The sequence below is a fragment of the Atopobiaceae bacterium genome, assembly GCA_022483015.1.
Lineage (GTDB): Bacteria > Actinomycetota > Coriobacteriia > Coriobacteriales > Atopobiaceae > JALCUE01.
Window position 1 is genome coordinate 914,507 of sequence record JAKVOB010000001.1, and the last position, 23,835, is coordinate 938,341.

The 23,835-nt window shown below is 68.3% G+C and carries 23 protein-coding genes and 1 tRNA gene; 22 read left to right on the top strand and 2 right to left on the bottom strand.

What is annotated here, in order from left to right; translation table 11 throughout:
* Nucleotides 1-114: 114 nt before the first annotated feature.
* Nucleotides 115-1,458 carry an alpha-amylase family glycosyl hydrolase gene (locus LKE50_04045; GenBank protein ID MCH3967783.1) on the top strand — a complete coding sequence of 448 codons (1,344 nt, stop codon included), beginning with the start codon at nucleotides 115-117 and terminating at the stop codon, nucleotides 1,456-1,458.
* Nucleotides 1,459-1,607: 149 nt separating this feature from the next.
* On the opposite strand, the gene pyk is transcribed toward LKE50_04045, so the two are convergent.
* Nucleotides 1,608-3,056: a pyruvate kinase gene (gene pyk / locus LKE50_04050; GenBank protein MCH3967784.1), complete on the bottom strand. Its 1,449-nt coding sequence runs from the start codon at nucleotides 3,054-3,056 to the stop codon at nucleotides 1,608-1,610.
* An 86-nt stretch (nucleotides 3,057-3,142) separates the two neighbouring features.
* Nucleotides 3,143-4,147: a 2-hydroxyacid dehydrogenase gene (locus tag LKE50_04055; GenBank protein ID MCH3967785.1), complete on the bottom strand. Its 1,005-nt coding sequence runs from the start codon at nucleotides 4,145-4,147 to the stop codon at nucleotides 3,143-3,145.
* A 375-nt stretch (nucleotides 4,148-4,522) separates the two neighbouring features.
* Between LKE50_04055 and LKE50_04060 the strand changes: the two genes are divergently transcribed.
* The 21 genes from LKE50_04060 (at nucleotide 4,523) to rsmI (ending at nucleotide 23,828) form a co-directional block, all read left to right on the top strand.
* The gene (locus LKE50_04060) at nucleotides 4,523-7,234 is read left to right on the top strand and encodes a cation-translocating P-type ATPase (protein MCH3967786.1); all 2,712 of its coding nucleotides are present in this window, start codon (nucleotides 4,523-4,525) and stop codon (nucleotides 7,232-7,234) included.
* Nucleotides 7,235-8,425 carry a ribosome small subunit-dependent GTPase A gene (rsgA, locus tag LKE50_04065; protein ID MCH3967787.1) on the top strand — a complete coding sequence of 397 codons (1,191 nt, stop codon included), beginning with the start codon at nucleotides 7,235-7,237 and terminating at the stop codon, nucleotides 8,423-8,425. It abuts the gene before it with no gap.
* Between the two features lie 527 nt (nucleotides 8,426-8,952).
* The gene (locus LKE50_04070) at nucleotides 8,953-9,771 is read left to right on the top strand and encodes an SAF domain-containing protein (GenBank protein MCH3967788.1); all 819 of its coding nucleotides are present in this window, start codon (nucleotides 8,953-8,955) and stop codon (nucleotides 9,769-9,771) included.
* Nucleotides 9,768-11,234: an AAA family ATPase gene (locus LKE50_04075; protein MCH3967789.1), complete on the top strand. Its 1,467-nt coding sequence runs from the start codon at nucleotides 9,768-9,770 to the stop codon at nucleotides 11,232-11,234. The genes LKE50_04070 and LKE50_04075 overlap by 4 nt, the downstream gene beginning before the upstream one ends.
* Entirely contained in the window at nucleotides 11,235-12,554 is a 1,320-nt protein-coding gene (locus LKE50_04080) for a CpaF family protein (GenBank protein ID MCH3967790.1), read from the top strand.
* A complete protein-coding gene (locus tag LKE50_04085) occupies nucleotides 12,533-13,465 on the top strand; it encodes a type II secretion system F family protein (GenBank protein MCH3967791.1) in 933 nt (310 codons plus the stop codon). Before LKE50_04080 ends, LKE50_04085 begins: the two co-directional genes overlap by 22 nt.
* Nucleotides 13,466-14,146 carry a type II secretion system F family protein gene (locus LKE50_04090; protein ID MCH3967792.1) on the top strand — a complete coding sequence of 227 codons (681 nt, stop codon included), beginning with the start codon at nucleotides 13,466-13,468 and terminating at the stop codon, nucleotides 14,144-14,146. It abuts the gene before it with no gap.
* 80 nt (nucleotides 14,147-14,226) lie between these two features.
* Entirely contained in the window at nucleotides 14,227-14,466 is a 240-nt protein-coding gene (locus LKE50_04095; protein ID MCH3967793.1) for a hypothetical protein, read from the top strand.
* 8 nt (nucleotides 14,467-14,474) lie between these two features.
* The gene (locus LKE50_04100) at nucleotides 14,475-15,020 is read left to right on the top strand and encodes a hypothetical protein (protein MCH3967794.1); all 546 of its coding nucleotides are present in this window, start codon (nucleotides 14,475-14,477) and stop codon (nucleotides 15,018-15,020) included.
* Complete coding sequence (locus LKE50_04105; protein MCH3967795.1) at nucleotides 15,010-15,231, top strand: hypothetical protein; 222 nt, start codon at nucleotides 15,010-15,012, stop codon at nucleotides 15,229-15,231. The genes LKE50_04100 and LKE50_04105 overlap by 11 nt, the downstream gene beginning before the upstream one ends.
* 40 nt (nucleotides 15,232-15,271) lie before the next feature.
* A complete protein-coding gene (locus tag LKE50_04110; protein ID MCH3967796.1) occupies nucleotides 15,272-15,709 on the top strand; it encodes a pilus assembly protein in 438 nt (145 codons plus the stop codon).
* Nucleotides 15,710-16,044: 335 nt separating this feature from the next.
* A complete protein-coding gene (locus tag LKE50_04115) occupies nucleotides 16,045-17,757 on the top strand; it encodes a hypothetical protein (protein MCH3967797.1) in 1,713 nt (570 codons plus the stop codon).
* Complete coding sequence (locus LKE50_04120) at nucleotides 17,754-18,254, top strand: hypothetical protein (GenBank protein ID MCH3967798.1); 501 nt, start codon at nucleotides 17,754-17,756, stop codon at nucleotides 18,252-18,254. The genes LKE50_04115 and LKE50_04120 overlap by 4 nt, the downstream gene beginning before the upstream one ends.
* A 1-nt stretch (nucleotide 18,255) precedes the next feature.
* The gene (locus LKE50_04125) at nucleotides 18,256-18,642 is read left to right on the top strand and encodes a DUF192 domain-containing protein (GenBank protein MCH3967799.1); all 387 of its coding nucleotides are present in this window, start codon (nucleotides 18,256-18,258) and stop codon (nucleotides 18,640-18,642) included.
* 5 nt (nucleotides 18,643-18,647) lie between these two features.
* Nucleotides 18,648-19,544 carry an FHA domain-containing protein gene (locus LKE50_04130; GenBank protein MCH3967800.1) on the top strand — a complete coding sequence of 299 codons (897 nt, stop codon included), beginning with the start codon at nucleotides 18,648-18,650 and terminating at the stop codon, nucleotides 19,542-19,544.
* A 24-nt stretch (nucleotides 19,545-19,568) separates the two neighbouring features.
* Entirely contained in the window at nucleotides 19,569-19,907 is a 339-nt protein-coding gene (locus LKE50_04135; protein ID MCH3967801.1) for a BrnT family toxin, read from the top strand.
* Nucleotides 19,870-20,214 carry a hypothetical protein gene (locus tag LKE50_04140; protein ID MCH3967802.1) on the top strand — a complete coding sequence of 115 codons (345 nt, stop codon included), beginning with the start codon at nucleotides 19,870-19,872 and terminating at the stop codon, nucleotides 20,212-20,214. The genes LKE50_04135 and LKE50_04140 overlap by 38 nt, the downstream gene beginning before the upstream one ends.
* Nucleotides 20,215-20,324: 110 nt before the next feature.
* Nucleotides 20,325-20,400: transfer RNA gene (locus LKE50_04145), tRNA-Phe, on the top strand.
* 247 nt (nucleotides 20,401-20,647) lie between these two features.
* Nucleotides 20,648-21,748 (top strand): glycerol dehydrogenase, encoded by a 1,101-nt coding sequence (locus LKE50_04150; protein ID MCH3967803.1) that lies wholly within the window; start codon nucleotides 20,648-20,650, stop codon nucleotides 21,746-21,748.
* Nucleotides 21,749-21,867: 119 nt separating this feature from the next.
* Complete coding sequence (locus tag LKE50_04155) at nucleotides 21,868-22,920, top strand: cellulase family glycosylhydrolase (protein MCH3967804.1); 1,053 nt, start codon at nucleotides 21,868-21,870, stop codon at nucleotides 22,918-22,920.
* The gene (gene rsmI / locus LKE50_04160; protein MCH3967805.1) at nucleotides 22,920-23,828 is read left to right on the top strand and encodes a 16S rRNA (cytidine(1402)-2'-O)-methyltransferase; all 909 of its coding nucleotides are present in this window, start codon (nucleotides 22,920-22,922) and stop codon (nucleotides 23,826-23,828) included. Before LKE50_04155 ends, rsmI begins: the two co-directional genes overlap by 1 nt.
* Nucleotides 23,829-23,835 lie beyond the last annotated feature (7 nt).

The window sequence follows — 23,835 nt, forward strand, 5'->3', positions numbered from 1 at the left end:
CCCGAATGGCAGGGACCGGTGCCATCCAGATGTCCTGGGCGCCGTTGGGGGGTCTCCTCGCACGTGCGTGTCCCAGCCTGCTAGGGTTGGGCCATTCGCGACCAAGGGGGTCCCATGTCTGACATCGAATGGTTCGAGGATGCGGTCGTCTACCAGGTCTATCCGCTGGGATGTTGCGGTGCCCCCTGGGAGCAGGACTGCCAGCTGGAGCATCGCCTGCCAAGGCTCGCCCAGCCCGCCTGGGTCGACCATCTCAAGTCCCTCGGTGTGGACTGCCTGCTGCTGAACCCTGTGTTCGCGAGCGGGAGCCATGGCTATGACACCTCTGACTACCTCACCGTCGATCCCCGTCTGGGCACCAACGACGACCTTCGTGACCTGGTGGCCACCTACCACGAGGCCGGCATCAGGGTCATGCTTGACGGGGTGTTCAACCATGCGGGCAGGGGCTTCGCGCCCTTTCGGGACGTGCTGGCCAGCCGCGAGCAGAGCCGCTACCGTGACTGGTTCAACATCTCGTTCGACGGCGACGACGGCTATGGCGACGGCCTGTGGTACGAGGACTGGGAGGGCGCCGGTGACCTCGTCAAGCTCAACCTGGGAAACGACGAGGTCAAGAACTACCTCTATGACGTCGTGCGGCGCTGGGTCGCCGACTATGACATCGATGGCCTTCGTCTTGACGTCGCCTACTGCCTCGACCTGGGGTTCCTCTGGGGTCTGCGTGACCTCGCCAACGAGGTGAAGCCGGGGTTCGTCCTCATGGGCGAGACCATGTTCGGCGACTACAACACATGGATGGGCGAGCACGGCTGCCACTCCGTGACGAACTACGAGTGCTACAAGGGCCTGTGGTCAGCCGTGGCGAACAAGAACCTCCCCGAGGTCACCTACGCCTTCAAGCGCCAGTCGGGCACCGACCCGTGGTGCCTCTACACAGGTGCGCACCTCTTCGACTTCCTCGAGAACCACGACGTCGACCGCATCGCCACCAAGCTCGCCGACGCGCCACAGAAGCTCGCGCCGCTCTATGGCCTGCTCTATGGGATGCCCGGCATCCCGTGCCTCTACTATGGCGGCGAATGGGGCGTCGAGGGTGCCAAGCTCCCCGGCGACCATGAGCTTCGCCCTGCCTTCGACGTGCCTGGCGAGAATGACCTCACGACTTGGCTCAGGCGGCTGGGCACCGCCTACCATACGACGCGTGCCCTTGCCCAAGGCGGCTACCAGGAGGTCCTGGTCCAGCCCGAGTGCTGCGTCTTCGAGCGCCTGGTCGATGACGAGTGCGGCCGCGAGCGCGTGCTCGTGGCCGTGAACATCGCCGATGAGCCTGTGCACCTCGACTTCGACGCGGGTTGTGGCCAGGCGACCGACCTCATCACCGGCGAGCTCCATGACTTCGGCGGCGGCTCGGACCTCGAGCCCTGCTCCTGCCACTTCTGGCTCTGCGAGCGGTAGCTTCGCAGCGGGACCCGCCGCCATCCGCATCTGGGATCGGTATGGAAGAAGCCCCGGCCCTCCAAAGCGAGCATCCCGCAGCCGCGCAAGGCACGGCGAGGACGCGAACGTGGAGGACCGGGGCTTCGAACGTTCGGTTACGTGCGGACCTACTGGACCTGCGACACCATGACCATGTTGGTGGAGGTGACGTAGTCGCCCTGCTTGGGGCTGGTCTGCGGGTCGCCGGCGGTCACGACGACCATGTCGCCCGTATCCGCGAGGCCCTTGGACTTGGCCAGCTTGAGCGAGCCGTAGATGACGTCGGACAGGGTGCCGCGCGTGTCGGCCTTGAGGCAGGTGACGCCCCAGTAGAACGAGCACTTGCGTACGGTGACCGCGCTCTCGGAGACGGCGACGACAGGCAGGCTCGGACGGAAGTTGGAGATGAGGCGAGCCGTGCGCCCGGTCGTGGTCGGGGCGACGATGCACTTGGCGTCGACGCGCTCGGCGGTGGTGACGGCAGCGAAGCCGATGGCTCCGTTGACGTTCTTCACGAGGTCGCCGCGGTCGTGGTACTCGGTGCGCTCCTCGAGGTACTTCTCGGTCTCGACGCAGACGGCTGCCATGGTATGGACGGCCTCGACCGGGTACTTGCCGGCCGCGGTCTCGCCGGAGAGCATGACGCAGTCCGTGCCGTCATAGACGGCGTTGGCGACGTCGGTGACCTCGGCGCGCGTCGGGCGCGGGTTGCGAATCATGGAGTCGAGCATCTGCGTGGCGGTGATGACGGGCTTGTAGGCCTCGTTGCACTTGCGGATCATGGCCTTCTGAAGGTGCGGGACCTCCTCGGCCGGGACCTCGACGCCCAGGTCGCCGCGGGCGACCATGATGCCGGAGGCCGCGTCGAGGATCTCGTCGAAGTTCTTGACGCCCATGGCGCACTCGATCTTGGGGTAGATCGAGACGCGCGGGCAGCCGTGGTCGGCGCAGATCTTGCGGATCTCGCGCACGCCGGCGGCGTCACGGATGAACGAGGCGGCGATGGCGTCGATGCCCTGGGTGCAGCCGAAGACGATGTCGTCGATGTCCTGCTCGGTGACGGCAGGCAGGCCGATGTTGACGTTGGGGACGTTGACGCCCTTCTTCTCGCCGAGGTCGCCGCCGTTGGTGACGACGCAGCTCATGTCGGTGCCGTCGACGCTCTCGACCTCAAGGCCGATGAGGCCGTCGTCGATGAGGATGACGGAACCCTTCTCGACCTCGTTGGGAAGGTTCTTGTAGTCGAGCGAGAAGCGCTGCGCGTTGCCGGTGACGTCGTCATCGGTGGTCACGATGACCTTCTGGCCGGTCTCGAGCGTGACCTTGTTGCCGCCCTCGAGGAGTCCGGTGCGGACCTCGGGGCCCTTGGTGTCGAGCAGGATGGCGACGTTGGCGCCGAGCTCGTCAGAGATCTTGCGGACGCGGGCCATGCCGGCCTTGTGGTACTCATGGCTGCCGTGCGAGAAGTTGAAGCGGGCGACGTTCATGCCAGACTTGATGAGCTCGCGCAGGACGTCCTCGTCCTCGGTGGACGGTCCCATCGTGCAGACGATCTTCGTCCTCTTGATTTGCTGCATGTTCTGAATCCTCTTTCTCTCTTCGTTCCCCGGTCTTATATATGTTCCGGGCGCTTATGGGTGACGCTATCTCGAGCCGTCCGGACCTAGCAGACGACGTTGGGTTTCGCGATCTCCTTGCCCGCTGCGAAGTTCGCGGCGTTGGTGAGCGTGACCTGCGCGATCTGGCCCAGGGCCTCGCGCGTGAAGAAGGCCTGGTGGCTCGTCATGACGACGTTGGGGAAGGAGCAGAGGCGCGCGGTGACGGAGTCGACGATCTCGCCGGAGCGGTTCTGGTAGACGTTGGCCGTCTCCTCCTCGTAGACGTCGAGGCCTGCGGCGCCGATCTTGCCTGAGACGATGCCGCGGATGAGGGCCTGCGTGTCGACGAGGCCGCCGCGGCCGGTGTTCACGAAGATGACGCCCTTCTTCATCTTGTCGATGGCGGTGTCATCGATCATGTGGTAGCTGTCCTCGTTGAGGAATGCGTGCAGCGAGATGAAGTCACTGCGGCGATAGAGCTCGTCGTAGTCGACGTACTCGTCGACTACGTGCTCCTCGTCCACGAGCTTCTGGTTGGGGTACAGGTCGCTTCCCAGCACGTGCATGCCGTAGCCCTTGCAGATGCGGCACAGCGCCGCGCCGATGCGGCCGGTGCCGATGATGCCGGCGGTCTTGCCGTGGAGCGTCTCGCCCACGAGGCCGTTGAGGGAGAAGTTGTTCTCGCGGACGCGGATGTAGCCCTTGTGGATGCGGCGGTTGGCGCACTGGCCCAGTGCCATGGCGTGCTCGGCGATGGCCTCGGGGGAGTAGCCGGGGACGCGGACCACGGTGATGCCGAGGTCCTTGGCCACGGGAACGTTCACGGCGTCGAAGCCGGCGCAGCGCATGAGGACGAGGTTGATGTCGAAGCCCTTGAGGATCTCGAGCGTCATGGCCGAGACGTCGTGGTTCACGAAGGCGCAGACCGCGTCATAGCCGCGGGCGAGGGCTGCCGTCATGGGGTTCAGGCCGGTCTCGGTGTAGTCGATCTTGATGCCGGGGAAGTCGGCAATCTCGGCGTCGAACGACTCCTTGTCGTAGCTCTCGGCACCGTAGAATAGAATCTTCATGCAGCTATGCTCCCAAAATCGTGATGGTCGGTCGGGACGTGCCATGGTGTATGGGCACCGTCCCCCTACATATTCTCAAACGTTCATAGTCTATCGCAGAACCGGACATGGCGGGTTCTGCGACATCGTCCGTAACAAAGTGGACAAATACCAGGTGACAGGGCGAGAAGAACCGATTCTGCCCGTCGCTTGACCACAACCTGGCGGTCAACCTTTTCCAACCTTTTTTGTGGCTCGGGGGTGCGGGTTGCCGGCGCGGGTATGATAGGTGGGTCACTGCAAGGCCTGGCATGAGCCTTGGTGAGCCCTTGCCCCACTCCCGGGGAATTATGATCGGGCACCGATGTGCCGGGCGAACAACCCCGGGAGGGAACCGTGAAGGAATACCTAGAGGCGTCCGACGACGTCCTCGCAGCGTGCAAGAGCGACGCCGAGAACGGCCTCACGTCCGACGAGGCAGCAAGGCGCCTGTCCGAGAACGGCCCCAACAAGCTCGACGAGGCCAAGAAGGACCCGATCTGGAAGCGCCTGCTCGCCCAGATGGCCGACCCCATGATCATCATGCTGCTCGTGGCTGCCGTGATCTCGGCCGTAACCGGCATGGCCCAGGGCGACGGCGACTTCGCCGACGTCGTCATCATCCTGTTCGTGGTCGTGGTGAACGCCGTGCTCGGCGTGGTCCAGGAGAGCAAGGCCGAGGAGGCCCTCGAGGCGCTCCAGGAGATGAGCGGTGCGACCTCCAAGGTCGTCCGTGATGGCTCGCAGCTCGAGGTCAAGTCCCAGGACCTCGTGGTCGGCGACGTCATCGTGCTCGAGGCGGGCGACGCCGTCCCCGCCGACTGCCGCTTCATCGAGTCAGCCACCTGCAAGGTCGAGGAGTCCGCGCTGACGGGCGAGTCCGTGCCCGTCGAGAAGCACGTCGAGCCCGTGGCGATCCCCGACGAGGCCGACGACGTCCCCCTGGGTGACCGCAGGAACATGTGCTACATGGGCTCCGTCGTGGTCTACGGTCGCGGTCGTGCCGTGGTCGTGGCCACCGGCATGAGGACCGAGATGGGCAAGATCGCCGACTCCATCACGCAGGCCACCGAGGAGCTCACACCGCTCCAGGTCAAGCTCGCCGAGCTCTCGAAGGTCCTCACCATCCTCGTGTGCGTCATCTGCGCCGTCATCTTCGGCGTGGGCTTCCTGAAGCACGGTGCCGAGTTCCTCTCGCAGCCCGAGCTCATCCTCGACACCTTCATGGTGGCCGTGTCGCTCGCCGTGGCCGCCATCCCCGAGGGCCTCGTGGCCGTGGTCACGATCGTGCTCTCCATCGGCGTCACGAAGATGAGCCACCACAACGCCATCATCCGCAAGCTCACCGCCGTCGAGACCCTGGGCTGCACGCAGCTCATCTGCTCGGACAAGACGGGCACGCTCACCCAGAACAAGATGACGGTCATGCACCACTACACGCAGAACAGGGACAGCCTCGTGACCACGATGGCGCTGTGCTGCGACGCCAAGTGGGACGACGCCGAGGGCAAGGCCCAGGGCGAGCCCACCGAGGCGGCCCTCGTGGCCGATGCCGCCAAGCACGGCTTCACCACGCGCGAGCTCGACGACGACAACCCCCGCACCGGGGAGGCGCCCTTCGACTCCGGGCGCAAGATGATGAGCGTGGTCAACCTCGACGAGCGCGGCCACTACGTCCAGCACACCAAGGGTGCGCCCGACGTCCTCCTCGCCCGCTGCACCAAGGTGCTCACCTCCGACGGCGAGGTCGACCTCACCGACGAGCTCCGTGCCAAGGTCATGGAGCACAACAAGTCCATGGCCGACGACGCCCTGCGCGTGATGGCCGCCGCACGGCGCGACCTCGGCACGGTCGAGCCTGCCAGCTACGAGGCGGCAGACCTCGAGCACGACCTCACCTTCGTGGGCCTCTCCGGCATGATCGACCCGGTCCGTCCCGAGGTGAAGGCCGCCATCGCCGAGGCCCATGGCGCCGGCATCCGCGTGGTCATGATCACGGGCGACCACATCGACACGGCCGTGGCCATCGCCAAGGAGCTCGGCATCATCACCGACCGCGCGCAGGCCACCACGGGGGCCGCCCTCGACCGCATGGACGACGAGGAGTTCTCGAGGCGCATCGCCGACTTCGGCGTCTACGCCCGCGTGCAGCCCGAGCACAAGGTCCGCATCGTCGAGACGTGGAAGGCCCACGACAAGGTCGTCGCCATGACGGGCGACGGCGTCAACGACGCGCCCTCCATCAAGCGCGCCGACATCGGCATCGGCATGGGCATCACGGGCACCGACGTCACCAAGAACGTGGCCGACATGGTGCTGGCCGACGACAACTTCGCCACCATCGTCTCGGCGGTGGAGGAGGGCCGGCGCATCTACGACAACATCAGGAAGGCCATCCAGTTCCTGCTGTCGTCCAACCTCGCCGAGGTCATCGCCGTCTTCGTGGCGAGCCTCGTGGGCTTCACCATCCTCGAGCCCACGCACCTGCTCTGGATCAACCTCATCACGGACTGCTTCCCGGCGCTGGCGCTCGGCATGGAGGTCGCCGAGAGGGGCATCATGCAGCGCAGGCCTCGCGACAAGTCCGACGGCATCTTCGCTGGCGGCCTGGGCCTCGACTGCGCCTTCCAGGGCATCGTGATCGCCATCCTGACGCTCGTCTCGTACTTCATCGGCCACAACCTCGAGTATGGCACCATGGACATCTCGCAGGTCATCGCTGACCCCACGCTGGGCCGCGAGGGCATGACGATGGCGTTCCTCACGCTCTCGATGGTCGAGATGTTCCACTCGTTCAACATGCGTAGTCGCAGGCAGTCCATCTTCACCATCCGTCACCAGAACGTGTGGCTCTGGGGTTCGTTGGCCTTGTCGCTGCTGCTCACCTGGTGCGTCATCGAGATCGACCCGATCGCGAACGCCTTCGGCTTCGCCGAGCTCAGCCTGTCGACCTATGGCGTGGCGATGCTGCTGGCCTTCATGGTCATCCCCATCAACGAGGTCTACAAGGCCGTCATGCGGCGCGTCGAGCGCGGGCGCAACGTCGTGGCGCCAGGGGATGCTGCCTAGGTGGCGCGTCGGCGCAACAAGCATGACCAGGGCGCGCGCTCGCGCGCACGCCACAGCGAGGGCGCAGGTGGGGCACAGGTTGCCCTGCCTGCGCTCTCCTCCCTTCTCGACGTCCCTCCCTTCGACGACCTCGCCAGCGACGCTGTCCAGCGGGCCGCGTTCGCCCAGGCGTGCGAGCGGGTCGTGCGAGAGTACGGAGTGGACGCCGACGAGCTCTGCATGGGGTGCGTCGTCCGTCTCGACCGGGGGTTCCCTGCGGTGGTGTGTGCCTCGGGGCTCATCCGGGCCGAGCATGCGGCGCGTCTCGCCAAGCTCGACGAGATCCGCCCTGCCGTGGGAGACTGGGTCGTCTGCCGGAGGCCTCCCGAGCACGACATGGGCGTGATCGAGGAGGTCCTGCCCCGCAGCTCCGAGCTGGCACGCTGGCGGGGAGGCACGCGTGGCGAGCGTCAGACGCTCGCTGCCAACGTGGACGTGGTCCTCGTGGCCCAGCAGCTGGGGGACCGGCCCCTCGCATGTGATCGCATCGTGCGCTCGGTGGTGGTGGCGCTCGATGGCGGTTCGGCCGTGGCCGTGGTGCTCACCAAGGCCGACCGTGCCGGGGCCCCTGGCCTCGAGCGTGACGCGTCGTTGGTACGGGAGGTACTGGGCGAGGGCGTACCGGTGGTCGCCACGGCGGCCGGTGCCGATGACGCGTGTGACCTGGCCGATGCTGCAGCGCGCTCCGGTGCGGCCTGGGGCACGGATGCGGTCGCGGGTCTCGTGGGCCCTCGACGCGTGGGCGTGGTGCTGGGCGAGTCCGGCGCCGGCAAGTCGACGCTGCTGAACGCCCTCCTCGGCCATGAGGCACTCGAGGTCGGCGAGGTCCGCGGGCGTGACGACGCGGGCCGGCATACCACCGTCGCCCGGCGTATGGTGGCGCTTCCGCAGGGTGGGGTGATCGTGGACGCGCCGGGGCTCCGGAGCTTGCCGGTGCTCGGCCACGAGGAGGGGCTCTCGAGGGCCTTCCCGCTCGTCACCGAGGCGGCCGGGATGTGCCGCTTCCGCGACTGCACGCATACCTCCGAGCCGGGATGTGCCGTGCTCGCGGCATGTGAGGCGGGGGAGTTCCCCCCGGCACGCCTCGAGGCCTATCGTGCCATCGCGGCCGAGATGGACCATGCCCGCCGCATGCTCGACCCTGACGTGTAGGTGCGGGGAGGCCGGGGCCAGGCGAGGCCATCCCGGTGTCTTCCCATTCCTGATGTGTGACGGCGCGGGTGTCGGTCCTCTGGTCCGGGTGCCTTGGGCGTCTTGTTACACGACCCCTCCGGTTTGGCAGAATCGCGTCACGCGACCCCTCGCGTTCGGCAGGAATCCTGCGAACAGGAGGGGTTAGGTAACACTGCGCTCGGCCGAGAGGGACATGTGGCTGGCGAGGTGCCGGCATCAGACCGAACGCTCGCATCCCGTGAGGTGTCCGCGCCGCCCGCGGGTGATGGGCGACCTCCTGCCATGGAGGTCGTGAGGAGGCGCCGGGACTGCCCATGTCCGCACCCAAACCCACGCCGGTCTCATCGGGGTGGTCCTTCTCGGCGTCTGACAGGGTTTGTCAGGACGTTGTCAGGTTTTGGGCAGCATGCAAGAACTTAACCAATCTACCTGGGTGTCCACAATCATCTGATGAGGAAGAATCTTCTTGCGGGGCATCGCTGACGATGCTTGCGGGAAGGAGACCCATGGGCTCGAAGCTGAGGATCGTCATCGCCGTCGCATGCGCGACCCTTGCCGTGATGGCATGCGTCACCTATGCGGACGGGGTCAAGGCGGAGGCCGAGAGCGTGCGGTCGGAGGCCATCGCCCGCTATGGCGGAGACGTCGTGAGGCTCGTCGTGTGCACGAAGGCCCTCGAGGCAGGCGATGTCGTCAGAGAGTCGGATGTCACGAGCAGGGACTGGCTCGTCGACCTCGCGCCGGCGGAAGCCTGCACGGACCTCGAGGGCATCGTGGGTACGACCCTGACCGTCCCGGCAGCGTCGGGCGCGCCCCTCACGGCCCTCAACTTCAGGGAGTCCGGGAGCGACCTGGCGGTCCCTGCCGGATGCGTGGCCGTGACCGTCCCGCTCACCGACAAGCTCGGTCTGGCGCGCAACGTCTCGGCCGGTTCCACCATCGCGGCCTATCGTGCGAAGGATGACGGGTCGGCCGTCCTCCTCGCCACGGGACTCGAGGTGCTCACGGCCCTCGACGCCTCTTCAACGACGACGTCGTCGCGCCAGCAGGTGACGCTCGCCGTCCCCACGGATGACATCTCCGACGTGCTTGCGGCCTCCGCCTCGGGGGACCTGCGCCTCGTCGTCCCAGCGGACGACGTGGACGACCTCCCCGCTGACGAGGTCTCGCCTCCGGCGACGACCAGCGCCCGCACCTCGACCGCGGTCGAGCCCGAGGTCGCTGCTGACACCGCCATGTCTCCCGTGTCACCGGACGTGCACCAGGACTATGTAGCCACACCGACGTCGCCCACGACCACGAGCAGGGAGGGCGATGCCCTATGACCGCCAACCGTTGGTACCTCTGTGCGGATGCCTCGATGGCTTCCGACGTCGCCCGTGCCCTCATGGTCCATGATGCCGAGACCGAGGTCATCTGCGTGCCTTCGGCCCAAGGGCTTCGCAAGGCCCTCCTGGGCGAGTGCCCCGGCCTGGCCTCCGCCCTGGTGGGGGAGGGATGCGAGGGAATGGACCCCATCAACCTCGCAGCCGCCGTCGCCGCCGATGCCCATGCGGCCCAGGTCGTGCTCGCCTGCTCCGGTCCCTCGGGGTCGCTCCGCTCGCGGGCTGCCCGGGCTGGGGTCGGACTCGTGGTCGACCTGCAGGGGCACACACCCCCTGTCCCGCCAGAGACGGGTCTCAACCAGCGTGCCGGTGGCTGCCGTCCTGCTGGTCCGTCGACGGCCGGGGCAGGGGAGAGGGGAGACGTCGCCGCTGTGGAGGTACGACCGGGAGCAGGTGCCGCTGCCAAGGCGTCCTGCGAGGCGCTCCCGTCCCTGGACGACCTCGATGAGCCCGATGGCATCGCGGGGGACCTGCCCGCCAAGGGGAACGGCCGTCCTGCCGAGGGTGCCACGCGGCCGCAGACAGGCGCGACGGACCTGTCACCTGCGGCGATGACGCGTCCGCCCAAGGGTCGGCATGCGCCCATGCTCGCATTCGTCTCGGGCCGCGGCGGCGTGGGCAAGACCGCCATCGTGGCGACCTCGGCGCTCCTGGCCGCGTCCTGGGGGATGCGGGTGGCGGTCGTCGACCTCGACCTGGCCTTCGGGAACCTCTTCGGCGTGCTCGGGATGAGTGCGCCAGCCGACCTCTCGCCCCTCTCGGGAGCGGTGGCGGGCGCGGCGCAGACGGAGGCCATCGTGCGCTGTGGGAGGAAGGTCTGCGAGAAGGTCGCCCTCTGGGGGCCCTGCGAGCATGCCGAGCTTGCCGAGACCGTGCAGCCCCATGCGGCGACGCTCCTCTCGGTGCTCTCGGCACGCTATGACCTTGTCCTCGTGGATACGTCGACCACCTGGGGTGACGCCATCGCCCAGGCGGTCCAGACCTGCGACCGCCTCGTGATCGTGGGAGACCAGCGTGCGGGGGCCGTGAGCTCGCTAGCCCGTGCCGGCAACCTGGCCGTGCGCCTGGGCGTGGCACGCACCCGCATCATGCGCCTCATGAACAGGTGCGACCCGCGCCATCGTGACGAGGGCTTCCTCGCCCGTGCGGACGTCGGGCTCGAGTGTGCACGTAACCTGCGTGTGGTCGATGGCGGCGACGAGGTGGCCGAGCTCCTCTCGGCAGGGCTTGCCCAGGAGCTCTCGGCCCTCGAATGCGACTTCACCGACAGCCTTGCCACGGCCCTCGCGCAGATGCTCTCGGAGCTCGGGTGCCTGCCTGACGACCCCCGTGCGGCACGTGCCCTCGAGGGCAGGCGGCGCTTGTCGCGCGGCCTTTTCGGCCGTGGTCGGGAGGCGAGCTAGATGAGCGTGCTCGAACGGGTCCGCGCCCAGGTCGCCGAGATGCCCGAGGCGGTGTCCTCCGAGCGCTCCAGTGAGGTCAGGCGGCGTCTCAAGCACGACCTGGTGGACCGGCTCGGACTTCCGGCCGTGGCCGCCATGGCCTCTGCCGAGAGCATGGACCGTGCGCGCTCGGAGCTTGGGGTGACCTGCCAGGCCATCCTCAACACCCATGACTATGACGAGGTCGCACCGTCCGAGAGGGCCGGTCTCGTCCGAGAGGTGCTTGACGAGGTCGTGGGGCTTGGCCCCCTGCAGCCCCTCCTTGATGACGAGTCGGTGACCGAGGTCATGGTCAACGGCTGTGCGTCGCTGTACTACGAGCGTGCGGGCACCCTCGTTCGCGCAGACCGCCTGTTCGACTCGTCCGAGCAGATACTGACCGTGGTGGACCGCATCCTGGCACCGCTCGGGCGCCGTCTCGACGAGTCGAGCCCCATCGTCAACGCGCGGCTGGCCAACGGGTACCGCGTGAACGCGGTGATCTCTCCCGTGGCGCTCGACGGCCCCATCGTCACCATCCGGAAGTTCTCGGGAAGGATAACCTCCCTCTCGCGCCTGGTCGGCATGGGAAGCATCCCCGCCTGGTATGCCCAGCTCCTCACCTGGGCCGTGCGTGCACGGCTCGACGTGGCCGTGGCCGGTGGCACCGGGAGCGGCAAGACCACCCTGCTGAATGCCCTCTCCTGCGAGATCGGCCATGGCGAGCGCATCGTGACCGTGGAGGACTCCGCCGAGCTCAAGTTCGAGACCCATCCGCATGTGGTGCGTCTCGAGGCCCGTGCGGCCTCGATCGAGGGCAAGGGCGAGGTCACGATCCGCGACCTCGTGACCAACGCCCTGCGCATGCGCCCTGACCGCATCGTCGTGGGCGAGGTCCGTGGTCCCGAGTGCATCGACATGCTCCAGGCCATGAACACGGGGCATGACGGTTCCCTCACGACCCTCCATGCCGGCACGGCCGACGAGGCCATCCTGCGCCTGGTCCTCATGGCGCGCTTCGGCATGGACCTTCCCACCGACATCATCGAGGAACAGATAGCAACGGCCCTTGACCTCGTGGTCATGGGCAGACGCATGCCAGACGGGAGCCGTGTGGTCTCGGAGGCCGCGCTGGTGCGTCGTGCTGCCGCTGGTGGGGTCGACCTCGATGAGGTGGTCTCCTTCGATGCGGTGGAACGGAGCTGGCATCTCGTGAGCGAGCCGGCCTTCGTGGGCGACCTCGTCGTGCAAGGGATCGCCTCGTCCGAGGAGGTGGCGGCATGGAGGTCCTCATGCTCCTGACGGTGGCGCTTGCAGCGGCCCTGGCGGGGTGGGTGCTCGTCCCCCGCTCGCAGGGCGTACACCCTGCCACGCAGGGGAGACGGCGACGTCGGACCTGCCTTGGGCTCCTCGCACGCCTGGGTGACACGACCTTCGTCGATGCGCTCCTGCACCTGGACGTGCTCTCCCGCGCGGCGAGCCTCGTGGCTGCCGACGCGCGGGGTCGGGGCGTCGGCCTCGAGCGCCCACAGGCGGCGGCCTGCCTCCTGCTCGCCTGCCTCGCCTCGTGCGTGCTCTGTGTCTTCGTCGCCTCGAGTGCGTTGGGAATTCTCGTCGGGGTGTTGCTCTGCGCGGTCGCGCTTCCCTCGTGGGTCGCCGCCCGTGCCGCGGCGCGCAGGCGCGAGCTTGCCCAGGAGATGCCTGCCATCTTCAGGTCGCTTGCCGCGGCCATGGGGGCGGGGCGCACCCTCTCGCAGGCCGTGAGCTATGTGGGGACCCATGAGGAGGGGCCTGCTGCCGAGGAGTTCGGCCGTGCGTCGCTCGAGCTCATGTGCGGTACGTCGGCCTCGGAAGCCCTCGAGGCGCTTGCGGGGCGGCTCGATGCCCCGGGCATGGGGCTGCTGTCGTGTGCCCTGCTCGTGTCTCAGAAGACGGGAAGCCCCCTGGGTGACCTCTTCCTGAGGTCGGCACGACTCGTCGAGCGGCAGGGGGAGTTCGAGCAGTCCCTCTCGGTGAGGACGGCGCAGGTACGGCTCTCGGTGCGTGTGGTCTGTGCGCTCCCGGTGCTGCTGGTGGCCTGCCTCGCCCTGGTGTCGGTCGACTTCAGGGAGGGCCTCTCCACACCCATCGGCCTGGGGAGCCTCGTCGTGGCCGCCCTGCTCGACGTGCTGGCCCTCGTACTGATCAGGCGCGTCATGCGGGAGGTGGTCTAGGTGGCATCCGAGGCGGCCATGCTCCTCGTCGTCGGGCTGGCGGCGTTCGTCGGCGTCTTGCTCCTCGCATGGCCGCGCCGGGGTGATGCGCTCACGGCCGCGGCCCGTGCCGTGGCCTCCGATGACGGCCATCGGTCGGCCATCGCCCAGGCGTGGGCGGCCCTCGAGGGGCGTGTGCGTACGCTTCCTGCCGTGCGACAGCTCCAGGATTCCGCGGAGGCGGGTGCCGCACGTGCTGAGGCCCTCTCCGACCTGCCCGAGCTTCTCGACATCGTGACCCTCGGACTCTCGGCAGGACTCTCGTTCGACGCTGCGCTCGAGCTCTACTGCGAGCGCTATGACACCTCGCTCGCCCATGCCTTCGCGGGGGCGCTCGCCAGCTGGCGCCTGGGCGTGTGCGACCGGGCCCAGGGCCTTGCCGGCCTGGCCGAGAGCCTCGACCTGCAGTCGCTCCGTCGCCTCTCGGGGGCGGTGGGCGAGTCGATCGAGTTCGGGGTCCCGCTCGCCGAAGCGCTCTCGCGACAGGCGGACCTCATCCGCGAGGAGCAGCGCGTGGAGGTGGAGGAGAGGATCGAGAAGGCCCCGGTGAAGATGCTCCTGCCGCTCGGCACGCTCATCGTGCCGGCGATGCTGCTGGCGATCCTGGGGCCGCTCCTGGCCTCTGCCCTGCGGCTGGGATAGCACGTGGCCGTCCCCTGGCGACTCGGGGGACGACCTTCGATGACGGTGGTGCCGTGAGGCACCCGAGGATGGGAGAGGACATGCGCAAGGACGGACATGGCACGGGGGACGGGACGGATCAGACATCAGGCCGGCATCTGCCGGGCCAGGTGCTTGCGCGCGTGGGCGTGCTCGCGCGGGGGGAGGAGGGCCAGGGAACGACGGAGTACGCGATCCTGGTGGGTGTGCTCGTGGTGATCGCCATCATCGCGATCATCGCCTTCAGGGACAAGATATCCGAGCTCTGGGATGCCATCTCGAGTGGCATCAACTCGCTGTAGGTGCGGGCATGGAATGGGGTCCGGGGCATGTCCGGCCCAGGCGTGGCAACGGCCTCCTCATGGGCCTCGTGCTCGTGGCCCTCGTGGCACTGCTGGTCGTCGCCCGCCTGCTGGCATCGGGGAGCGTCGGGACCTCCGAGGCCGCGGCCACCTCCCCTGGGGAGGGAACCTCCCCCGTGACGGTCCCTGCCACGGCGGGGACGGCAGTCGGAACGGACACCTCGGGGGGCGATGGCGCGGATGCGGTGCCCGCATACGGCGACCCGACCGACGCCACGGAAGGATCCGTGGGCGACGTGACCAGATGGGAGTCGGCCGATGACGTCGGCGCCGCAGCGTCAGCCCTGCTCGAGGGCTATCGCGATGGCTCCGTGCCCGCCGTGCTCGTCCAGGCCGGATACCTGGACCTGCTCGGAGACGTCTGGGGGTGCACCGTCCGAGGCCCTGCGTGGGTCGACGTCTGCCTGGTGGCAGAGGCCGGTGGGGGCTCCTCCGTGCGCGTCCTGCGGATGGAGGTGGACAGATGGGAGGAGCTCTATGGGGATGTCACGTGAGCGGCCGAGAAGGACGACGCGTGGTGAGGAGGGGCAGTCGACGGTCGAGTACGCGCTCGTGCTGCTGGCGTTCCTGGTCGGCATCGTCGCGCTCGCGGCGCTCTGGCGAGCGGCGGCCGACGGGACGGTGTCAAAGCTCGCCGCCGATGCCGCATCGCATACCACGGGACAAGGGATGCTCGCTGCCATACAGGACGCGCTCCTGTTCTGATCCCGCGGCGTCCTCGGGGCAGGCGACGGTCGAGGCCGCCGTGCTCCTGCCTACGGTCATGCTGCTCCTGGCGCTTCTCGTGCAACCGGTCTGCCTCATCTACACGCGGGCCGTGATGCAGTCGGCGGCGGCGGACACGGCGCGCGTCCTGGTGACGAGACGCACCGGTGACGGAGGGGACGACGAGGCCTGCGAGGCCTACTGTCGGCGCCGCCTGGCGGCGGTGCCCGAGGTGGGGTGCTTCCATGACGGGGGCCCGAGCGACTGGGAGGTGTCCGTCACGGGGGCCGAGGGCTCCTCGGAGGTGTCTGTCGAGGTCGTGGGACATCTGCGACCGCTCCCGCTGCTGGGTGTGCTGGCGCGTGCGTTCGGCGAGTCCGAGGGTGACAGGGTGGTGCTCAGGGTGAGGGTCGACGAGGTCGTTCGTGCGGAATGGTTGGAGGGGAGCTATGAGGACTGGGTCTCGATCTGGGAGTGAGCGGCGGCGTGCGCCCCATGGCCTCGGCCTGTCGCTCTTCGTCGACGACGAGGGGGGCTACACCACGGTGGCATTCGCCGTCGCGTTGCTGGTGAGCATCGCGTTGGTATTCTCGCTCGCCTCCGCCGAGTGGACGCTCACGCGTGCTGCGGACGTCCAGCCGGTGGCCGACGCCTGCGCGCTGGCCGGAGCCAACGTGGTCGGGGCCTATTCGACCGTGGCCACGACGCTGGATGCCTGCGTGCTCACGATGGGGCTCGCGGGCGTGCTCGTGTCTGGCGTGGGACTCGTCGTCTCGGCCATCCCCTGGCGCCCAGGGCCTGGGGGCCGAGGTGATGGGGATCGGCCGCCGGGTGCTCGATGCCCGCGGCCGCTTCGCGACCTCGGCGGCCACGGGCCTCAGACGGCTCGAGGCGACGCTTCCCGGTCTCATCGTGGCCTCCTCGGCGCGGGTCGTCTCGGCGAACTCGGAGGGCTCGCAGTCCTTCACGGGCGTGGCCGTGCCGTTCCCGCAGACGAGCGAGAGCGAGTGGGACGGCCTCGACGACGAGCTCGACACCAGCAGCATGGAGCAGGACGCCGCCGAGCTCCAGGAGAGGACCACGCAGGCGGAGGAGGCCAAGGCGGAGGCCGACGCGGCACTCCTCGAGGGGTGGCGCGCCGACTGCGGCGACGAGCCCTACAACCTGCAGCAGCGGGCTGCCACGCTGGCGGGGCTCTCGGAGAGCGAGAACCCCGACTACCCGAGCGTGGAAGGTTGGAACTTCGGCGTGGCGCTCTCTCGTTCGCGCACCTACTATGCGGCCCGCGCCGCCGGCGAGGTGCCGGAGGGCCAAGGCATCGAGGAGCTCACCGACTCGAGCTGCCGCAAGGCGTTCTTCTCGTATGCGAGGGGACGCATGGCGCAGGGGCACTACCGTGAGCGTGCCGACGGCACGGTCGATATGGACCTGCCGGAACTCCCGCACGATACGGACGAGGTGCGCTCCACGACCTTGTACACGGACGCGACCTGGCCCCTGACGCAGGAGGCGGCAGGCACGACGTTGCACTCCACCCTCGCGTGCCCGGGGGCGACCGGGGCCGCTGCCGGCATGGGATCGCTCGCAGGCGTCGATGTGGGATCGTCCCAGGTCTGTCCCGTGTGTGCCATGAGCGTTGGCGACATGGGCAAGGTGGCCTCGGCCTCGACGAACATCGACAACGGCTACGAGCATCACTGGCGTCGGGTGTCCGCTGCTTCACGAGCCTACCAGGACGCACGGGAGCGCCAGGCTGAGGCCGAGGCCCAGATGCAGGAGACGGCCGAGCAGGGGAAGGGCGCCTTCGACCAGGCCTTGGAGCAGCTCTCCGTGCCGCGCCCCAAGCTCTGCCCCGCGGGGGCCTGGGGGTGCATCGGCGTGGTGGCCCGTTCTGACGGCTCGACCACGCCGGAGACGCTCGCCGGGTCCTTCGTGGAGGGCCAGGCCCTGCCGGGAGGGGTGGCCGTCTCGGCGGCGACGCTCGCTCCCGACGCCGACACCGTCGAGAACAACGTGCTCTCGCGACTCTTCGACGGTCTGGCGCAGGGCGAGGAGGGCGAGGGGGTGACAGGCGTGCTCCAGGGGGTCACGGGGCTCTGGGGGAGCCTTCTCGAGGGCTATGGCTCCGGATATGGCGACGTGGCCGACGTGGCGGACGACCTCTTCTCGGGGATCGATGGCGTCTTCGGCACCAAGGTGGGCTCGTGGCTCAGGGACAGGCTTGCGGAGTCCGTCCGGGCCATGGGCCTCGAGCCCTGTGACCTGCGACTCAAGAAGCCGGTGCTCTGCAACACGCAGGACGTCCTCGACCAGGCGGGGGCCGCCGACCTCGGTACCATCCGCCGCTACCTCGAGGCGATCCCCGACGGTGGCACCCCCGAGGAGGTCGCTGCCGCCCTGGGCCAGGAGGTCTGGAATGACCTCGACACCACATTCACCGTGGCCGAGATACCCGTTCCCGGGACCGACCTCACGATTCCCCTCACCATCGACCTCAAGGACCTCGGGCTGGGAGGTTCCCCATGAGCGAGCGGTCGGCCATCGGGACTGGCATGCGTGGCGAGGACGGTCAGATGACGGTCGAGCTCGCGGCCCTCGTGCCGGTGGTCATCGTGGTGGCCGTCATCGTGCTCAACCTGGCGCGCTTCACGGAGCTCTGCGCGCGCTTCGACCGGGTGAGCCTCGATGTGGTGGTCTCCCAGGGGACGGCCCCGGCAGGAGGTCAGGACGCGCTCTCGGGGGTCGATGCCGTGCGCTCGGCGCTCGAGGGGGCGGTCGTCCGAGGGGACCTTCCCCTCGGTGGTTCGTGCGAGGTGGAGGTGAGCTCCACGGAGGCGTCTGCGGGCGCGGGCGGGGCGGTCTTCTCGCTGGCCCCACGGCTCGAACGCTATACCTGCACGCTCGTCTACCATCCCTGGCCCTCGGCGTTCGCCGTGGCGGGGGTGTCGGCGGGGGTGCCGATCTCGCTCACGCATGAGCGGACGTTCGTGATCGACCGATACCGGACAGGGGTGGTGGGCTGACATGTGCGAGGTCTTGGTGTGCCTGGGAGGGTGCCATGCGCCGGCGTTCCGCGCACGGGTGCTCAGGAGCTGGGGCGGTCGGCTCAGGGGACTGCTCGGCACGACGAGGGCCGACCCCTCGGTGGGGCCGGTGCTGCTGGTGAGGTGCGGGTCGGTGCATACCTTCGGGATGCGCTATGAGCTCGACCTCGCGCTGCTCGATGACGAAGGGCGGGTCCTCGCCACACGTCGGGGCATGGGGCCGGGCCGGGTGGTCTCCGCACATGGGGCATGCCTCGCCCTCGAGCGCCCAAGTGGGTTGGGACCATGGCCCGAGGTGGGGGAGTACGTGCGGTTCGAGAAGGCGGAGGCGACGGGTGCGGCCCGTATGCCGGGGATGGGAGCGTGATTGCGATGGAAGGGACTCTGGAGCAGCGGGGCGGCCGCTATGGTCAGGACGTGCCCTATGGTTCGGGACGCGGACGGGACCAGGGACACTCGTACCTGCCGGCATCGCCGGGTACACGGGATGCGCCGCCCAACAAGGCAGGCATCACGCTAGGACCAGGTACCAAGCGATGTCCTCGCTGTGGGGCCGTGCTCTTCGATGACATGGAGGTCTGCTATGCGTGCCTCTATGACTTCTCGAAGGACCGTGCGGCCCAGAGGAGGGCGCAGATGCCGCCCATGCCTGGCGACCCGGAGCTCTCGACTGCCGATGTGGTGGGGTTGGTCGACGGCTGGGCAGGGTCCGAGCCCGAGGTGCGGGACGCACCTATGGACGACGGATACCTCTGGGGGGAGCTCTTCTCGCAGGAGGACGAGGACGACCCCTGGGCGGACATGCCTGACGTGGCGGAGTCTCCCCTGGCACAACGGCCGCAGGAGGCCTGGGACCAGGACGAGGCCCTGCCGGCGGCCGCTGCGTCCCTCCGTCCCGCACATGCCAGCCATGACTGGGCTCCCACGCCGACCGATTCGACGGCACCCCTGCCGAGGATCGGGGTGGTGACGGACCGTCTCGGCGTGCGCGTCGAGACGGACGACATGGATGTGACCTGTCGGATTCCCGCCGATGGCCTGGCCGTGGGTCGCGGGGACGACAACGACGTTATCCTGCGCGCGCGGTCAGTCTCGCGCCATCACGTGAGGCTCTTCCCGTCGGCGGCAGGCGTGGTCGCGGAGGACCAGGGGGCCACGAACCCGGCGCTGGTGCTGGGCAGTCCCCTTACGGGAAGCAGGACCCTGAAGCTGGGGGACGTGCTCGATATAGGCGGCACCCGTCTCACGCTCGTGCCGGTCAACGGCTAGGGCATAACCGAGAGGGAACGCGAGGTGAGGGACGTCTGGCGGAAGGAGGACGGTATGGAAGGTCCAGGAGGGTCGGAGGAGATCGGAGCCATGGTGGAGGCAGATGGAGGCGGTGCGGCCAAGCCGGTCATGAGCATCCGGGAGGCCAAGTCGCTCTGGCGCGACCCGTGTCTCGTGAGGCTGCCGTCAAGGTGGTCGAGCGAGCGACGGATGTTGGTGGTCGGTCGGGTCCATGACGTGTTCTGGACGGCCATCGCAAGGAGGCTGAGCACGGACGTCGAGATCATCAGCGCACGATACGCAACCGAGGAGGAGGTCGGAATCTATGAGCAAACGAACTGGGGAGACTACTACCAGCGCTAACCTTGTCGCCCGCTTCGAGGCGGGGGATGCGGTCATGGACTACTTCAAGATGCCCGCGGCGGTCGCGGCAGGTGTGGAGGGACGCATCAACGTCGACATGTCGTCGTGGATGTACGAGGCGGTGAGGGCTGAGGCGCAGAGGTCCGGCCTCTCATGCCAGGCGGTCGTGAAGTGGTGGTTGTCAGAGAGGATCAGTGCCGAGGCGCGTCGCGACAAGGCAGAGCCTGCGAGGGAGCAACCGACCTCCCGCTCGATGGGCCAGTATGGTTGCGGCGATGACTACTACTATGGCGAGCCGACGTTCTGACCGCGTCGCGTCCCGGTGTCGCGGCAGATTGCACAACAAAGAGGCGCGCACGCTTGCGCGAGCGGGCGAGTTTGGTATCATAAGCAGGCTTGCGAAAGCGGCACCCAGACGGCTGGGTAGCTCAGTTGGTAGAGCAGGGGACTGAAAATCCCCGTGTCAGGGGTTCAATTCCCTTCCCAGCCACCATGCAAAACACGAGGTAGACGGTCAAATCGGCCGCCTACCTCTTTTGTTACTCATGAACAGGATTCCCGACTTACTCAGGAGAGGTATTTACGGACCATCCCTGTCGTCCCTCTCGCACGTCACATCCGCTCACCGTGTCCGTTGGCCTCCCTGCCCGACTCGTCAGCCCATGCCGGTGTGGCTGGGCTATGGTCGGATGCGACCATCATCGGCCTGGCCCCTACCAGGCATCCGAGAGGAGCCATGCATGTCCGCACTCGTCTTCAACAGCCCGTCCAAGTATGTCCAGGGCCCCGACGCCCTGTCAGACCTCGCCACCTATGTGGAGCCGCTCGGGTTCAAGGCCCTCGCCATCGCCACGCCCTCGGGCGTGCGTCGCATCGGCGGCAAGGTGCGTGCGGGCTTCGAGTCGTCGCAGGCGGACGTCATTCTCGAGGAGTTCGCCGGTGAGTGCTGTACCTCGGAGATCGAGCGCCTCCGCCAGGTGGCCGAGCGCGAGGGCGCGGACGTCATCTGCGGCATCGGTGGCGGCAAGGCCCTCGACACCGCCAAGGCCGTGGCCTACTACCTCAAGGTCCCCGTGGTGATCTGCCCCACCATCGCCAGCTCTGACGCCCCATGCAGCGCCCTGTCCGTGGTCTACTCGGATGGCGGCGCCTTCGACTCCTACCTCTACCTGCGCTCGAACCCCGACGTCGTCCTCATGGACACCACCGTCATCGCGGCCAGTCCCGTGCGGCTCACCGTGTCGGGCATGGGTGACGCGCTGGCGACCTACTTCGAGGCACAGGCCTCGGTCGACTCGGCAGGCACCACCTGCGCCGGCGGCAAGGCCAGCTCGGCCGCCCTCGCGCTCGCACGCCTCTGCTTCGACACCCTCATGGCAGACGGCGTCAAGGCCAAGGTCGCTCTCGAGGCAGGCTGCCTCACCCCGGCCGTCGAGCACGTCATCGAGGCCAACACGCTCCTGTCGGGCATCGGCTTCGAGAGCTGCGGCCTGGCCGCGGCCCATGCCATCCACAACGGCCTCACCTGCCTGCCCGAGACCCACGACAACTACCACGGCGAGAAGGTCGCCTTCGGCACGCTCTGCCAGCTCGTGCTGGCCGACGCCCCCACCGAGCAGATCGAGCAGGTCATGGCGTTCTGCCTCGAGGTGGGCCTCCCGGTGACCCTGGCCGAGCTGGGTGTGGAGCACATCACCACCGAGCAGGTCATGGAGGTCGCCACCGCGGCATGCGCCCCCTCGGACACGATGGGTAACATGCCCTTCGAGGTCACGCCTGACATGGTGGCCAACTGCATCCTGGCGGCGGACGCCCTGGGCCGCTATTACACCGAGGGATAGCCCAGCGTGGGCATCGTCCCTCTCGTGTGCCCTGCCCTGCGCCAGACCCGGGCCATATAGGTCCCGCTGCCCCGCTATACTGCAAGCAGTGAAGCACGCTGTGTCTGGGGGCAGACGGTATGGCAGAGAAGGACGACAGGACGGTTCATGGGGTCAACCTCTCGGGGTGGCTCGTGCTGGAGAGCTGGGTCACGCCCTCCCTCTTCGCGAGCACCGGTGCCTTCGACGGCGCAGGCCTGAGGGAGGCCCTCGGTCGCAAGCGCTTCTCCGAGCTCCTCGACGCCCACCGTTCCACCTTCATCACCGAGGAGGACTTCTCGAGGATCGCCGCCCGCGGCTTCGACGCGGTGCGCCTGCCCGTGCCATGGTTCGTGCTCGGCGACGACGGTCCGTTCCCCGGCTCGTACGACGGCTGTCTCAAGTACGTCGATGCCGCCATGAACTGGGCCGAGGACGAAGGGATCCAGGTCCTGCTGTGCCTCTCGTCCATCCCTGGCTCCACCGACTCCGAGAGTGGCCATCAGATGGTGATCCAGAACGAGGAGAGGTCCCGCGCCGCCGCGCTCGAGGTCATCTCGGTCCTGGCCGAGCGCTTCGGCAGGAGGCCCGGCCTCCTGGGCATCGAGCCGCTTGACGAGCCACAGGTCCAGCACCGTCATGGCCTCACGCTGACCGACGGCGTGCCGATGCACCGCCTCCGCAACTACTATCGCGACGCCTACGAGACCATCCGACAGATGGGCGGCCACAAGCCGGTCGTGGTCATCTCGGACGGTGGCATGCCGGGTGAGTTCCGCCGCTTCATGGCGCAGGACCGTTACACCAATGTCTGGCTCGACTCCCATATCTACCATTACGCCGACTCCACGGATGCCTCCGGCCCCCGGGGCGTGCGTGACCTCATCACCGCGACCGACCGGTACCTCAAGACGGCTCATGAGAGCCATCTCCCCTGCATGGTGGGCGAGTGGTCGGCGGCGCTCCCGCTGGCCGACTCCGCGATGACGCCCGAGGGACGCATCGCCCTCGAGCGTGTCTATACCTCGAGCCAGCTCTCCGCCTTCGCAGGCAGCGCCGGCTGGTTCTTCCAGACCTGGAAGACCGAGTCGCACCTGAGCTCGTGGGACGCCCGCGTGGCGCTCTCGAGCTTCGAGCGCGGGATGTTCGACTAGTGGAGCCCACGGAACCCACCGCCGCCAGTGACATCAGCCATCCGGCGGGCCTATTCTCGCTGGTGGGAACCCCTATCGGTAACCTGTCTGACGTGAGCCCGCGTGTGAGCGCCACCCTGGCCGCGGCCGACGTCGTGCTCTGCGAGGACACGCGCGTCACGGGCAAGCTCCTGTCGTGCCTCGGCGTGCATGCCTCGCTCGAGCGCTGCGACGAGAACGTCATCCGCGAGCGCACGCAGTCGGTCCTCGACCGCCTGGCGGCCGGCGAGCGCGTGGCGTTCGTCTCGGACGCGGGGATGCCGGGGGTGTCCGACCCAGGGAGCGTTCTCATGGATGCCGCGCTGGCGGCCGGCGTTGCCACCGAGGTCATCCCGGGGCCGAGCGCCGTCACCTGCGCCGTCGCGGCGAGTGGCCTTGCCTGCCGGCACTTCCTCTTCGAGGGGTTCCTGCCGCGCAAGGCTGGTGAGAGGGACCGTCTGCTCGTCACGCTCTCGCAGGTGCCGGCAGCGCTCGTGATCTACGAGTCGCCGCATCGTGCTGTGGCCACCCTGGCTGCCATCGCCGTAGCCATGCCCGCGCGTCGCGTGGCCCTGGTACGCGAGCTCACCAAGGTCCACGAGGAGGTCTCCCGTGGCACCGCGCCCGAGCTCGCGGCATCCGTCGCGGCGCGTGTGGAGGCCGAGCCCCTCAAGGGCGAGTGCGTCATCGTGGTGGAGGAGCCGGCGGCGGACGAGGTCGTGGCCGCGCCTGCAGACGTCGCCGCGCGTCCCTCGCTCGACGAGGCCATCGCCGAGGGCATCCGGCAGGGGAGCCCCAAGAGCGCCCTTGCCCGCCGTATCGCGCGGGCCTATGGCATCACGCGTGACGAGGCCTACCGGCGCGTGGTCGAGCTCTCACGCAAGGGGTAGGCATGAC